The sequence below is a fragment of the Acidovorax sp. BLS4 genome, from assembly GCF_032929295.1.
GTDB lineage: Bacteria > Pseudomonadota > Gammaproteobacteria > Burkholderiales > Burkholderiaceae_C > Paracidovorax.
This window is the reverse complement of record NZ_CP136797.1, coordinates 1,297,599-1,312,126: the sequence shown is the minus strand read 5'-3', so window position 1 is coordinate 1,312,126 and position 14,528 is coordinate 1,297,599. Positions and strand designations below refer to the sequence as shown.

At 62.4% G+C, this 14,528-nt stretch carries 12 protein-coding genes; 4 read left to right on the top strand and 8 right to left on the bottom strand.

Going from position 1 to position 14,528, the window contains the following annotated elements:
* Positions 1-51: 51 nt before the first annotated feature.
* The 4 genes from glmM to R1Z03_RS06035 form a co-directional block, all read right to left on the bottom strand.
* Complete coding sequence (glmM, locus tag R1Z03_RS06050) at positions 52-1,386, bottom strand: phosphoglucosamine mutase (protein ID WP_317360260.1); 1,335 nt, start codon at positions 1,384-1,386, stop codon at positions 52-54.
* 34 nt (positions 1,387-1,420) lie between these two features.
* Complete coding sequence (gene folP / locus R1Z03_RS06045) at positions 1,421-2,260, bottom strand: dihydropteroate synthase (RefSeq protein ID WP_317357745.1); 840 nt, start codon at positions 2,258-2,260, stop codon at positions 1,421-1,423.
* Between the two features lie 85 nt (positions 2,261-2,345).
* The gene (ftsH, locus tag R1Z03_RS06040) at positions 2,346-4,265 is read right to left on the bottom strand and encodes an ATP-dependent zinc metalloprotease FtsH (RefSeq protein WP_284428551.1); all 1,920 of its coding nucleotides are present in this window, start codon (positions 4,263-4,265) and stop codon (positions 2,346-2,348) included.
* Positions 4,266-4,454: 189 nt separating this feature from the next.
* Positions 4,455-5,117: an RlmE family RNA methyltransferase gene (locus tag R1Z03_RS06035; RefSeq protein ID WP_272568942.1), complete on the bottom strand. Its 663-nt coding sequence runs from the start codon at positions 5,115-5,117 to the stop codon at positions 4,455-4,457.
* A 20-nt stretch (positions 5,118-5,137) separates the two neighbouring features.
* Between R1Z03_RS06035 and R1Z03_RS06030 the strand changes: the two genes are divergently transcribed.
* Entirely contained in the window at positions 5,138-5,614 is a 477-nt protein-coding gene (locus R1Z03_RS06030; RefSeq protein WP_272568941.1) for a YhbY family RNA-binding protein, read from the top strand.
* Positions 5,614-6,357, top strand: coding sequence for a glycosyltransferase (locus tag R1Z03_RS06025; RefSeq protein ID WP_317357741.1), 744 nt, complete (start codon positions 5,614-5,616; stop codon positions 6,355-6,357). The genes R1Z03_RS06030 and R1Z03_RS06025 overlap by 1 nt, the downstream gene beginning before the upstream one ends.
* Positions 6,358-6,393: 36 nt before the next feature.
* Here R1Z03_RS06025 and R1Z03_RS06020 read toward each other — a convergent pair whose 3' ends face one another.
* The 4 genes from R1Z03_RS06020 to carA form a co-directional block, all read right to left on the bottom strand.
* Positions 6,394-6,801 (bottom strand): DUF4149 domain-containing protein, encoded by a 408-nt coding sequence (locus tag R1Z03_RS06020; RefSeq protein ID WP_317357739.1) that lies wholly within the window; start codon positions 6,799-6,801, stop codon positions 6,394-6,396.
* Between the two features lie 15 nt (positions 6,802-6,816).
* Positions 6,817-7,293: a transcription elongation factor GreA gene (greA, locus tag R1Z03_RS06015; protein ID WP_272568938.1), complete on the bottom strand. Its 477-nt coding sequence runs from the start codon at positions 7,291-7,293 to the stop codon at positions 6,817-6,819.
* A gap of 185 nt (positions 7,294-7,478) precedes the next feature.
* A complete protein-coding gene (carB, locus tag R1Z03_RS06010; protein WP_317357736.1) occupies positions 7,479-10,724 on the bottom strand; it encodes a carbamoyl-phosphate synthase large subunit in 3,246 nt (1,081 codons plus the stop codon).
* Positions 10,724-11,887 carry a glutamine-hydrolyzing carbamoyl-phosphate synthase small subunit gene (gene carA, locus R1Z03_RS06005; protein ID WP_284428556.1) on the bottom strand — a complete coding sequence of 388 codons (1,164 nt, stop codon included), beginning with the start codon at positions 11,885-11,887 and terminating at the stop codon, positions 10,724-10,726. Before carA ends, carB begins: the two co-directional genes overlap by 1 nt.
* Before the next feature lie 334 nt (positions 11,888-12,221).
* On the opposite strand from carA, the gene R1Z03_RS06000 reads away from it, so the two are divergent.
* The gene (locus tag R1Z03_RS06000; RefSeq protein ID WP_317357732.1) at positions 12,222-13,193 is read left to right on the top strand and encodes a class I SAM-dependent methyltransferase; all 972 of its coding nucleotides are present in this window, start codon (positions 12,222-12,224) and stop codon (positions 13,191-13,193) included.
* Entirely contained in the window at positions 13,190-14,515 is a 1,326-nt protein-coding gene (locus tag R1Z03_RS05995) for a phosphoribosylamine--glycine ligase (protein WP_317357730.1), read from the top strand. The genes R1Z03_RS06000 and R1Z03_RS05995 overlap by 4 nt, the downstream gene beginning before the upstream one ends.
* Positions 14,516-14,528 lie beyond the last annotated feature (13 nt).

Here is a 14,528-nt window from a genome sequence, read left to right as displayed (position 1 = left end):
CCGGATCAGACGCTGCGCAGGCTCAGATACTGAAGCACGCCGCAGATGGACTCACCCCGCACGCGCCGCATCTGCCAGTTGTTGCGCGAAGTGATTGGCATGGTCGGCATTGCTGGCCTCCACCATCACGCGCAGCAGAGGTTCGGTTCCACTGGCGCGAATCAATACCCGCCCGGTTTCGCCCAATGCCGCCTCCACGGAACGCAAGGTGTCTGACAAGGTGGTGTTGCTCTTCCAATCCTGCCCTGGAGCCAGCCGGACATTGAGGAGCACCTGCGGAAAGAGTTGCACACTCGCCAGCATGTCCGGCAAACCGCAGGCGTTGCGAACACACGCCTGAAGCACCTGGAGGGCGCTGATGAGGCCATCGCCGGTCGTATGGCGGTCCAGGGCCAACAGGTGCCCTGAACCCTCTCCGCCCAAAAGCCAGCGATGGCGGGCCAACTCTTCCAGCACATACCGGTCGCCCACTTTGGCACGCACGAACTGTATGCCCTGCGCCTTGAGCGCAAGCTCTACCGCCATGTTGGTCATGAGCGTGCCGACCACGCCCGGCACCGGCTCGCCCCGGCCCAAACGGTCAGAGGCCATGAGATACAGCAGTTCATCGCCGTTGTAGAGGCGCCCCGCCGCGTCCACCATCTGGAGCCGATCCGCGTCACCATCCAACGCCACGCCGAAGTGCGCGTGGTTGGCCCGGACCGCCCGCACCAAGGCTTCGGGATGGGTCGCACCGACTTGGTGGTTGATGTTCAGGCCATCGGGGGAGCAGCCGATGGCCAACACTTCCGCGCCCAGTTCATGAAACACCTTGGGCGCGATGTGATACGCCGCGCCGTGGGCCGCATCCACCACGATCTTCACCCCCTTGAGGGTCAGATCCTGTGGGAACGTGCTCTTGCAAAATTCGATGTAGCGGCCTGCCGCATCCTCCAGGCGCCTCGCTTTGCCCAAAGAGGCAGAGTCCGCCCAGACGGGGGCTTCATCCAGCGCCGACTCCACCGCCATTTCCCACTCATCGGAGAGCTTCGTCCCTTGAGCGCTGAAGAACTTGATGCCATTGTCCGGATAGGCATTGTGGCTGGCGCTGATCACAACACCCAGGCTGGCGCGCTGGGCACGGGTCAGGTACGCCACGCCGGGCGTGGGCAAAGGGCCCAGCAGCACCACATCCACCCCTGCAGAGTTGAAGCCGGACTCCAGCGCGCTCTCCAGCATGTAGCCGGAAATGCGCGTGTCCTTCCCGATCAACACCGTGGGTCGCTCTTCCTTGCGGCGCAAAACCTGGCCCACCGCATGCGCGAGCCGCAGCACAAAGTCGGGAGTGATGGGCGCCTGCCCTACGGTGCCGCGGATGCCATCCGTACCGAAATATCGACGTGTCATGATTTTTTGCCTCCGCCCGAAGGATATCCGCAGGCTAGAGTGAGGGTGGGGGAATTTGAGAGGCCTGCCAGACTTGCAATGCGGCGACGGTTTCGCGCACGTCGTGCACACGCACGATGCGCGCGCCACGCTCCACGGCCAACAACGCCGCGGCCACGCTCGGGACCATGCGCTCTGAAACCGGCCACTGCGTGACCGCACCGAGCGACGATTTGCGCGACCAGCCAGCCAGCCAGGGGTAGCCCGCGCGGGACAGCAAAGGCTGGCTGGCAAGGAGCGCAAAGTTCTGCTCCACCGTCTTGCCAAAGCCGATGCCGCAGTCCAGCACGATGCGACTCTTTTCGACCCCCAGCGCATGTAAATCTAGGGCACATTGCTCTAAAAAAGATAGCACTTGAGAGACCACATCTCCCTCCATCGGAGCCGCCTGCATGGTTTGGGGGTCGCGGTGCATGTGCATCAGGCACACCCCGCATGCAGGATGGCCGGCCACCACGGCCATGGCTCCGGGTTGCCGAAGGGCCCAGATGTCGTTGATGATGTCAGCGCCCATGTCCAGCACCGCACGCATCACCTCGGGCTTGTAGGTGTCGATGGACAATGGCACGCCCAGACCCACCGCCAACCGGACCAGCGGCAACACCCGAGCCAACTCCTCATCCAGCGAGACGGCGGGACTGCCTGGGCGGGTGGATTCCCCCCCGATGTCCAGAATGTCGGCCCCCTGCGCCAGCAGGCTTTCGCAGTGGCGCATCGCGTCCAGGGTGGTGGCGTGCCGCCCGCCATCGGAGAAGGAATCCGGAGTGGCATTCACGATACCCATGACCCGAGGCCGTGAGAGATCGATCTGGAATCGGCTGGTCTGCCAGTGCATCGACACGCTGGAATGATTTAAACGAGAAGAACACAAAAACGGGGCACACAGGCCCCGTTGTTGATTGCAGCGTTCCGCCGCAGGCTCAAGCGGCCGAAGGAGCAGGTTCGGTCGTCACGGCCGGCGTGCCGCCGCCCGAATTATCCCCACCCGAAGATGGCGTGCGAGGCGTCCAATCCTTGGGAGGACGCGGAGGCTTGCCTGCCATGATGTCGTCGAGTTGCTCGGTGTCGATCGTCTCCCACTCCAGCAGCGCCTTGGCCATGGCATGCATCTTGTCGCTGTTGTCTTCGATCAGCTTGCGTGCCAGCGCGTATTGCTCGTCGATGATGCGGCGAACCTCGCCATCGACCTTTTCCATCGTCTGCTCGCTCATGTTGTTGGTCTTGGTCACCGAGCGGCCAAGGAAAACCTCGCCCTCGTTCTCGGCATAGACCATCGGGCCCAACGCCTCCGTCATGCCGTAACGCGTCACCATGTCCCGCGCGATCGAGGTGGCACGTTCGAAATCGTTGCTGGCGCCGGTGGTCATCTGGTTCATGAACACCTCTTCGGCAATCCGTCCGCCGAACAGCATGCTGATCTGGTTCAGCATGTACTCGCGGTCGTAGCTGTAGCGGTCCTTTTCGGGAAGGCTCATGGTCACGCCCAGTGCACGACCACGCGGAATGATGGTGACCTTGTGGACAGGATCGCACTTGGGCAGCAGCTTGCCGATCAGCGCGTGGCCAGACTCGTGGTACGCCGTATTGCGGCGCTCTTCCTCGGGCATCACCATGCTCTTGCGCTCGGGGCCCATGATGATCTTGTCCTTGGCCTTCTCGAAATCCTGCATCTCCACGGTGCGCGCACTGCGGCGTGCCGCCATCAAAGCCGCTTCGTTGCAAAGATTGGCCAGATCCGCGCCCGACATGCCGGGAGTTCCACGGGCGATGACACTCGGGTTCACGTCCTGGCCGACAGGCACCTTTCGCATGTGCACGTTCAGGATCTGCTCACGGCCGCGGATATCGGGCAGCGTCACATACACCTGTCGGTCGAATCGGCCCGGGCGCAGCAAGGCGGCATCCAGGATGTCAGGGCGGTTGGTGGCAGCCACCACGATCACCCCGAGATTGGTCTCGAAGCCGTCCATCTCGACCAGCATCTGGTTCAAGGTCTGTTCGCGTTCGTCATTGCCACCACCCAGGCCGGCGCCGCGCTGGCGGCCCACCGCATCGATTTCATCAATGAAGATGATGCAGGGCGCATTCTTCTTGGCGTTCTCGAACATGTCGCGCACGCGGGCCGCGCCCACGCCCACGAACATTTCCACGAAGTCGGAGCCGGAAATGCTGAAGAAGGGAACCTTGGCTTCGCCGGCAATGGACTTCGCCAGCAGCGTCTTGCCCGTGCCCGGAGGGCCGACCAACAGAAGGCCCCGAGGAATGCGGCCACCGAGTTTCTGGAATTTCTGAGGGTCTTTGAGGAAGTCGACGACTTCCTTGACTTCTTCCTTGGCTTCGTCGCATCCTGCCACGTCGGCAAAGGTCACCTGATTGCTGTTCTCGTCCAGCATGCGGGCCTTGCTCTTGCCGAAGCTGAAAGCTCCGCCCTTGCCGCCGCCCTGCATCTGACGCATGAAGTACACCCACACGCCGATCAGCAGCAGCATGGGGCCCCAGCTGACGAGCAGGGTCATCAAAAGCGAGCCCTCTTCCCGTGGCTTGACGTCGAACTTGACGTTGTTGTTGATCAGATCGCCCACCAATCCGCGGTCCAGATAGGTCGCGGTGGTGCGCAATTTGCGATCATCGGTGGTAGTGGCAACGATCTCCGTGCCACCCTGCCCTTCCTGGATCGTGGCGCTCTTGATCCGGTTGCTGCGCACCTCCTCCAGGAATTCGGAGTACCCCACGGAGCCCGCGCTGGCGCCTGAACGGGTGTCGAACTGTTTGAACACCGTAAAGAGCACCATGGCGATGACCAGCCACACGGCAATTTTTGAAAACCACTGATTGTTCAAGCGGGGCTCCAGAAGCAAAGGGGATAACGCCACGAACGTGTCATGGAGACGTCCTAGCGCATTTAGGGCGCATTTTAGGCGTTTCAAGGTGGAAGGCGGTGCGATTTACCCCAGCAGAGGCCATGGTCAACCCACGGGAAGACTGCATTGGCATGGGTTGTAACCGCTGACGAACCGCGTTCATACTGTTCAAGCCTGCTTTTTCAAGCCGATTCCCACCAAAAAAGTCTCGGAAGATTTGTCCCGCGAGGCTTTGGGCTTGATGGGCTTGACCACCTTGAATGTTTCCTTGAACAACTGCACCAGCTGCGCATACCCGCTGCCATGGAACAGCTTGACCACGAGCGCCCCTTCGGGTTTGAGGTGCTGCACGGCGAATTCGACGGCCAGTTCGATCAGGTGGGAAATGCGCGCCGCGTCGGCGGACTCGATTCCGGACAGATTGGGGGCCATGTCGGAAACCACCACGTCGACAGCCCGCCCCTGGACGGCTTCCTGCAACTGCGCCAGAACATCGTCCTCCCGGAAATCGCCCTGGAGAAAACCGACCCCTTCGATCGGCTCCATGGGCAGCAGATCCAGGGCGATGATGGTGCCGTTGAGTTGGCCGACTGCCGCGCCTCCTGGCGACATGCGACGCCGCAGGTACTGGCTCCAGGCCCCTGGCGAGGAGCCCAGGTCGACCACGACGTGCCCTGGCTTGATCAGCCCCAGCTGCTCGTCGATTTCCTTGAGTTTGTAAGCGGCACGGGCGCGATAGCCCTCTTTCTGGGCGAGCTTGACGTAGGTGTCGTTGACATGGTCATGGAGCCATGCCTTGTTCACCTTCTTGCTTTTCGTGTTTGTTTTCATCCTGCCTCGATAATACGGCCATGCCCCAAATTCAATTGACTCCCGCAGAGCGCCGGGAACACCGCGCCAATGCCCACCATCTGGACCCCGTCGTCCTGATCGGCGGCGATGGGTTGACCCCCGCTGTCCAAAAAGAAATCAACGCCGCCCTCAATGCCCACGGATTGATCAAAGTCCGCGTCTTCAGCGACGACCGGACATCGCGCGAACAGATTTACCAGACCTTGGCGGCAGAACTCAACGCTGCGCCCATCCAACACATCGGCAAGTTGCTGGTGCTCTGGCGCCCGCAGCCTCCCAAGGAGCGCACCGTCGACGAAGACCGCATGCCCGGCCCTCGCGATGTGAAAGTGCTCAAGTTCAGCAAGCGCGGCGGCCAGCGGCCCGAGATCAAGCAGTTGCGCGTCCTTGGCAACCAGCGATTGACGCCCGGCGGCCAGATCAAGCGGGCCAAGAAGCCCAAGCAGAAATCCGTCAAGAAGCGCCAGGCCGATTGATGGGCTCCAGCACGGCGCGAACGCGCCACGTGATCTGCATGAAATGGGGCACCAAATACGGCCCCGAATATGTGAACCGGCTTTACGCCATGGTTCGGCGTCATCTCACTGGCGATTTTCGCTTTGTCTGCCTGACGGATGATTCGACGGGCATCCGGGCCGAAGTGCAATGCCTTCCGATTCCCGCACTGGATCTGCCCGCCGGCATTCCGGAGCGCGGCTGGACCAAGCTCGCCACGTTCAGCGCCGATCTGCATGGCCTGTCAGGCACCGCACTGTTCCTGGACGTGGATGTCGTCGTCACAGGCGGTCTTGATGCTTTTTTCGAAGCGCCGGGCGAGTTCCTGATCATCCATGACTACAAACGGCCCTGGCGCATCACCGGCAATTCATCGGTGTATCGGTTCGAGATCGGTTCACACCCCGACGTACTCGAATACTTTCGCGGGCACTTCGATGCCATCCGCCGGAAGTTTCGCAACGAACAGGCCTACCTTTCGGACTTCCTGCATCAGCAGGGCAAGCTGAGCTACTGGCCCGCAGGCTGGTGCCCCAGCTTCAAGTACCACTGCATTCCTGCGTGGCCTTCCAACTATTGGAAGCCGCCAATCATTCCGGCCGACGCGCGCATCGTGATCTTTCACGGTGAGTGCAACCCGCCCGATGCCCTGGCAGGCCATCGCAATCGCCGCTTTCGCTACATCCAGCCTGCCACCTGGGTGTCCGAGCACTGGAAAGAGTAAACGGGCAGTAAAAGGAGCGCCCCCTGCGCCGAGAAATCAGCGCCGGGACGTTCGCCACAGGACGGCCAGAGCGCATCCCCACTGCAACGCGTACATCACGCTGCCCACGCTGTGCCACAGCCGTAGATTCTGGCGAGCGACGATGCGGGGCGATACGCCGTACTGCACCAGCAACGCCAGTAAAAGCCCGGCGATCACGAAGACCAGCGCGGCCTGGGCCCAATCCTCCTGCGTCTCTGCATGCCGTCGTTTGGACAACAGGAGAAGGCACACGCAGCAAGCGATCGAGACGAAGGTTTGTGCCTCGAAAAGGCGTGCGGCCATGTTGCCGGCAAGCGCCGGTGTAGGCAAATGCACGAACAGGAGCGGTACGGCCAGGAACCCGATGGCCGACAGACTCCCCCACCACAATGCGGCGGCCAGAACGGGCACGCGGTCATACATGGCAGCGTCTTTCGCTCAGATGTAGCTCACGCCCACCACTTCATAGCGGCGCAGGCCACCGGGGGCCTGGACCTCGGCCGTGTCGCCCTCTTCCTTGCCGATCAGCGCGCGAGCGATGGGGCTGGACACATTGATGAGGCCCAGCTTCAAGTCGGCCTCGTCCTCGCCCACGATCTGGTAGGTGACGGCATCGCCGCTCTCTTCGTCTTCCAGCTTCACGGTGGCACCGAACACCACTTTGCCGCCCGCGTCCAGCGCGGTGGGGTCGATGATCTGCGCAGCGGACAACTTGCTCTCGACTTCCTGGATGCGGCCTTCGATGAAACCCTGCCGGTCTTTGGCGGCCTCGTACTCGGCGTTTTCGCTCAGATCGCCCTGGGCACGCGCCTCGGCGATGGCATTGATCACCGCAGGGCGTTCGACGGTCTTCAGACGGTGCAGCTCTTCCTTGAGCTTTTCAGCGCCGCGCTTGGTAATGGGAATGGTGGCCATTGAATCAGTCTCCACGTTCAATTCGACGCCGCGCAACGCGCGGCCCTCCTGGCGTCTTGCACACCCGTGGATGCACAAACGGACGCCCCAAAAGGAAACCGCCGCGCGTTGCCGCGCGGCGGTCTCTGGTCAGTGGCGATTATGCCGCGTTTGAGGCGGCCGGACGCTTAACCTGACTGTGCCGTTCAGGCCGTCAATTGCGCGTGCAGTTCCTGCACGGAATAAACGTCCAGATGGTCCAGATGCTTCATGCCTTCCACGGCCGCTTCGGCACCGAAGATGGTCGTGAAGGTGGTGACCCGGGCCTGCAGCGAACTCGTGCGGATCGCGCGGGAGTCGGCAATCGCATTGCGCCGCTCTTCCACCGTATTGATGACCATGACGATTTCGTCGTTCTTGATCATGTCCACGATGTGCGGGCGGCCTTCGGTCACCTTGTTCACCACGGTCACCGGCACGCCGGCCTCCGAGATCGCGGCAGCCGTTCCCTTGGTCGCCACCAGGTCGAAGCCCAGGGTGACCAGTTGCCGGCCGATTTCCACCGCACGCGGCTTGTCGCTGTTCTTCACGGTGAGGAACACCTTGCCGGACGTCGGCAGTTTCGTGCCGGCCCCAAGCTGGCTCTTCACGAAAGCCTCACCGAACGTCTTGCCCACTCCCATCACTTCGCCGGTGGACTTCATCTCCGGGCCGAGGATCGTGTCCACACCCGGGAACTTGACGAAGGGGAACACCGCCTCCTTCACGCTGAAATAAGGCGGCGTGACTTCCCGGGTGATGCCCTGGCTCGCCAGCGACTGCCCCGCCATGCAGCGGGCCGCCACCTTGGCCAACTGGATGCCCGTGGCCTTGCTGACGAAGGGCACCGTGCGGGATGCGCGCGGATTCACTTCGAGCACATAGATTACGTCCTTGCCATCCTTTTCCTGAATGGCGAACTGCACGTTCATCAAGCCCACCACGCTCAGGCCCTCGGCCATGGCTGCAGTCTGGCGCTTGAGTTCATCCACCGTGGCCTTGCTCAGGTAGTAAGGCGGCAAAGAGCAGGCCGAGTCGCCGCTGTGCACGCCGGCTTGCTCAATGTGCTCCATCACGCCCCCGATGAAAACCTCGCCTTCGGGGTCGCGCAGGCAATCCACATCGCACTCGATGGCATCGTTCAGGAAACGGTCCAGCAGCACGGGCGAGTCGTTGCTCACCTTGACGGCTTCGCGCATGTAGCGTTCCAGATCCCGCTGTTCGTGGACGATTTCCATGGCACGGCCACCCAGCACATAGCTGGGGCGCACGACCAGTGGATAGCCCAACGCGGCAGCCTTCTCCAGGGCCTCCGGCTCGGTGCGTGCCGTGGCGTTGGGCGGCTGGCGCAGCCCCAGGTCGTTGAGCAGTTTCTGAAAGCGCTCGCGGTCTTCCGCAGCATCGATCATGTCCGGGCTGGTGCCGATGATCGGCACGCCCTCGGCCTCCAGGCCGAGCGCCAGCTTCAGGGGCGTCTGGCCACCGTACTGCACGATCACGCCCGTGGGCTTTTCCTTGTCGACGATTTCCAGCACGTCTTCCAGCGTGAGCGGCTCGAAATAAAGCCGATCCGACGTGTCGTAGTCGGTCGAAACCGTTTCCGGATTGCAGTTGACCATGATGGTTTCATAGCCGTCCTCGCGCATGGCGAGTGCGGCGTGAACGCAGCAATAGTCGAACTCGATGCCTTGGCCGATGCGGTTGGGGCCACCGCCCAGCACCATGATCTTCTTGTTGGTGGTGGGCGCGGCTTCACACTCGTCCTCGTAGGTCGAGTACATGTAAGCCGTGTTGGTGGCGAACTCGGCGGCGCAGGTGTCCACCCGCTTGTAGACGGGACGCACATTGAGTGCCCGGCGCGCCTCCCGCACAGCTTTTTCCTGCGTCCGCAGGAGCTTGGCCAGGCGGCGATCGGAAAAGCCCTTCTTCTTGAGCGCTCGCAGCGTATCGGCGTCGATGGCAGCCAGCGCGCCATCCCCCTTTTCATCGGTCAGCTTGTCCAGATCCAGTTCGATCTTCACGATCTCTTCGATCTGCACCAGGAACCATTTGTCGATCTTGGTGAGGTCATGCACCTCGTCGACCGAAAGGCCCATGGCGAAGGCATCGCCCACATACCAGATGCGCTCGGGACCCGGCTCGCCCAGTTCCTTTTCCAGCAGTTCGCGGTCCTGCGTCTTTTCATTCATGCCGTCCACGCCGACTTCCAGGCCACGCAACGCCTTCTGGAAAGACTCCTGGAACGTGCGGCCCATGGCCATGACCTCGCCCACCGACTTCATCTGCGTGGTCAGGCGGCTGTCGGCCGTGGGGAACTTCTCGAATGCAAAACGTGGAATCTTGGTGACCACGTAGTCGATCGAGGGTTCGAACGATGCGGGCGTAGCGCCGCCCGTGATTTCGTTCTTCAGTTCGTCGAGCGTGTAGCCCACCGCGAGCTTCGCCGCGACCTTGGCGATCGGAAAGCCCGTGGCCTTCGATGCCAGGGCCGACGACCGCGATACGCGTGGATTCATCTCGATGACGATCATGCGACCGTCTTTCGGATTCACCGAGAACTGCACGTTGGAGCCACCGGTATCCACGCCGATCTCGCGCAGCACCGCGAGGGACGCGTTGCGCATGATCTGGTATTCCTTGTCGGTCAGCGTTTGCGCAGGCGCCACCGTGATCGAGTCGCCCGTGTGCACGCCCATCGGATCGAGGTTCTCGATCGAGCAGATGATGATGCAGTTGTCCGCCTTGTCGCGAACCACTTCCATCTCGTACTCTTTCCAGCCGAGCAGCGATTCTTCGATCAGCAGTTCGTTGGTGGGCGAGGCCTCCAGCCCGCGCTTGCAGATGGTCTCGAACTCTTCAGGGTTGTAGGCAATGCCGCCGCCGGTGCCGCCCAGCGTGAAGCTGGGACGGATCACCGTGGGAAAGCCCACGGTCTTTTGCACCGTCCACGCCTCGTCCATGCTGTGGGCGATGCCGGAGCGGGCCGAGCCCAGGCCGATGCGGGTCATCGCATCCTTGAACTTGAGGCGGTCTTCCGCCTTGTCGATCGCCTCGGGCGTGGCGCCGATCAGCTCCACCTTGTACTTGTGCAGCACGCCATTGCGCCACAGGTCGAGGGCGCAATTGAGCGCCGTCTGCCCGCCCATCGTCGGCAGGATCGCGTCGGGGCGCTCCTTGGCGATGATCTTCTCGACGGTCTGCCACGTGATGGGCTCGATGTAGGTCACATCGGCGGTGGCCGGGTCGGTCATGATCGTCGCAGGATTGCTGTTGATCAGGATGACTTTGTAGCCTTCCTCGCGCAGGGCCTTGCAGGCCTGCACGCCGGAATAGTCGAATTCGCAGGCTTGGCCGATGATGATGGGGCCGGCGCCGATGATGAGGATCGATTTGAGGTCTGTGCGCTTCGGCATTATTTCTTCTCCATCAGCGCAGTGAAGCGGTCAAACAGGTAGGCGATGTCGTGCGGGCCGGGCGAGGCCTCGGGGTGGCCCTGGAAACAGAACGCGGGCTTGTCCGTGCGCTCCAGGCCCTGCAGCGTGCCGTCGAACAGGCTGATGTGCGTGGGGCGCAGGGTCGCCGGCAGCGACTCCATCTCCACGGCAAACCCATGGTTCTGGCTGGTGATGCTGACACGGCCGTTGTCCAGGTCCTTCACGGGATGGTTCGCGCCATGGTGGCTGTTGTCCATCTTGAAGGTCTTCGCGCCGCTGGCCAGGGCCATGATCTGGTGGCCCAGGCAGATGCCGAAGGTGGGCACGCCGGCATCGATGATCTGGCGCGTGGCTTCGATGGCGTAGTCGCACGGCGCCGGATCGCCAGGGCCGTTGGACAGGAACACGCCATCGGGCTTCATGGCCAGCACCTCGGCTGCCGGGGTCTTGGCCGGAACCACCGTGAGGCGGCAGCCGCGCTCGGCCAGCATGCGCAGAATGTTCTTCTTCACGCCGTAGTCGTAGGCCACCACGTGAAAACGCGGAGCGGCAAGGGTGCCGTAACCCGAACCGAGCTTCCACTCGGTCTGGTCCCACGGATAGGCCGCGGAGGTGCTCACCACCTGGGCCAGATCCAGGCCCTTCATGCTGGGTGCCGCCTTGGCGGCGGCCAGGGCCTCGTCGATGCGCGCCTGGGTCACCGCTTCGCCGGCCGCAAGCCCGACGATGGCGCCGTTCTGCGCTCCGTGGGTGCGCAAGATGCGCGTGAGCTTGCGGGTGTCGATGTTGGCGATGGCAACGGTGTTTTCGCGCACAAGGTACTGCGAGAGGGTCTCGGTGCTGCGGAAATTGCTGGCCAGCAACGGCAGGTCTTTGATGATCAAGCCTGCGGCATGGACCTTGTCGGCTTCGATGTCCTCGGTATTGACACCGTAGTTGCCGATGTGCGGATACGTCAGGGTGACGATCTGCTGGCAGTAGCTCGGGTCGGTGAGGATTTCTTGGTAGCCGGTGATGGCGGTGTTGAACACCACTTCGCCGACCGTGGTGCCGGTGGCACCAATCGAATTGCCGATAAAGACCGTGCCGTCTGCGAGCGCCAGGATGGCGGGCGGGAAGGATCCCTGTAGAGACAAAAGCACTGGGTTCTCCGAATGGTTACGGGTCGCCCGGAGTCCGCAGGAAGACATTCCTGAAGACTGCTGCTTGTTGGGGGATTGCTTTGGTTGCTGCCGGGCGACGTTTTTGCGGGAAAGCCTCCAATTGTAGCCTCACTGAAAGAGCATCCCGACTTCCGCGGCCCATTCAGCCCACGCAAACCGGATCCGGCGATGCAACGATCGTCAGCGAGCAGGCTCTTTTGTCCTACACCACGACGGCCGAGGCCCCCTGAAAGATCGCAGCGGTTGGCATCCTGCGGCGCCCGCCCCCCTCGCCGCTCGCCCCCTCTCCTTGCAATGCCGCTTGCCAAATCCGATGAAAGCATCCACCACGCATTCTGCCCAACACAGTCTTCAGCGGCTCGGGCAATGGCTCACGGTCATGGGCTACCGGTTCGTCACGGTAACGCCGCTCACGCACCAGAGAGTGCTTGCAAGGCCGCACGTCCCTGAGGCTTCGGACCTGCGTGACGCATTTGGATGGAACCGACCTTTTCCAAAAGACCAGCTTCCCCCAGATCTATCAACCGCTCTGCTGGACGATGGCTGGCTGCAGTCCGCCCCAAACGGGCTGTTGCAAAGCAACGTTCGGTTCAGTTCGCTCGATGGATTCCTCTTTGCCCACTCCGCCTTTCCGACGGCGCAAGAGGATGCCGTTTTCTTCGGGCCGGACACCTACCGGTTTGCGAGTTTCATCCGCCATCAGTTGCGAATGCAGCCGCAGCCGGAATCACCACGCATTGCCGATGTCGGGTGCGGCGCCGGGCCGGGAGGACTCGTCGCGGCGAGGGCGTGGCAGGCGCAGCCCAACGGATGCGAGATCGTCCTGGTGGACATCAATCCCAGCGCGCTCTTGCACGCGAAAGCCAATGCAGCAGTCGCCGGCTACCCCTACGCGCAGTGCGTTCAAAGTGACCTCTTCTCCGAGGTCACCGGCAGGTTCGATCTCATCGTCTCCAACCCGCCCTACTTGGTGGACGATGCCAACCGCACGTACCGGCACGGAGGTGGACAGTTTGGAGAAGCCCTTTCCGATCGCATTTTGAAAGAGAGCCTCGATCGCTTGACGCCCACCGGCCGCCTGCTGCTCTACACCGGCTCGACCATCGTCGAAGGACGCGATGCTTTGCGCGACTCCGTTGTCGCCTACGCCGCGGCCCACGACTGTGCGGTGCACTATGAAGAACTGGACCCCGATGTCTTCGGAGAGGAACTGGAAGGGCGGGCCTATGCCAAGGCGGATCGGATCGCGGCCGTCGGCGTGGTGGTGCAAAGGCGGGCTGCATGAGATTTCTGGGCATTGGGCAGACCAACGACCTGGCGGCCATGTATGGCGGCCTCCAGCACCGAGGCCATGAGGTGCGGGTCGTGATTGAAGACCCTGCGTGCCACGACGTCTTCCAGGGCATCCTGCAGCGCGTCGAAGGATGGGAAAGCGAACTGGGATGGATCAAGGCGGCTGGAAACGAAGGCGTGATCCTCTTCGAATCCGCGACCCAGGGCGAATTGCAGGATGCATTGCGTGCGGAAGGCTTTCAGGTCATCGGCGGCAGCGCCCTCGGCGATCGACTGGAGGCGGACCGCGCCTTCGGGCAGAGTGCCTTGCAGGCCGCGGGACTGCAGGTAGCGGGCTGCCACCGTTTCACCGATTATGGCGAAGCGATGGTGTTCCTCGATGACCATCCCGCACGTTATGTACTCAAGTTCAACGGGGCCTCCGGCGAGCGCACGCGCAACTACGTCGGCCAGTCCAGCAACGGCGCCGACGTGCGCGCCCTGCTGGCCATGCACGCGGGCAAAACCCGAGTGGACCAGGCCGAGGCACCGGACTTCATCTTGATGGAGTTCATCGATGGGATCGAGATCGGGGTCGGCGGGTATTTCAACGGCCATGACTTTCTGTCGCCCGTGTGTGTCGATTTCGAGCACAAGCGGTTTTTCCCGGGCGACCTGGGCGAACTCACCGGAGAGATGGGCACCATCGTCAGCTACCACGAAAGTGCGCGCCTGTACGACACCGTCCTGCGTCCCCTGCTGTCCATGCTGCGGGATGGCGGTTACTGTGGCTACATCAACGTGAACCTCATCGCCAACGAAAACGGGCTGTGGCCCCTCGAATTCACTTGCCGGTTCGGCTACCCGGGTTTCGCGATTTGCGAAGCGCTTCACGATGATCCGTGGGAGGCCATCTTTCGCCGAATGCTGCGCCGCGACACGTTGGACTTCGGTACGAAAAAGGGGTTTGCCTGCGGCGTGGTTCTTACAGTCCCGCCGTTTCCCTACCGGCATGGGTATGCGGAACTGTCCAAGGGTTTGCCGGTGTTCCTGGATCCCTCCATCACGCAGGCACAGCGAGACAGCCTGCATTTTTCAGAGGTGGCTCTGCATCAGGGACAGCTGGTGGCGAGTGGCTCATGCGGCTACCTGGGCGTTGCCACGGGCGTGGGCGCAACAGTGCATGCCGCCAACCTGGCCGCCCTGGATTGCGTTCGCCAAGTGATCGTGCCCAACCTGCGGTACCGTAGCGACATTGGCGCGCGGCTGCACGGGGGCGAATTGCAGCAACTGCGCTCGTGGGGCTGGCTGCGGGGGAAGCCATCGGCGGCGTAGGACCTTGCCGACC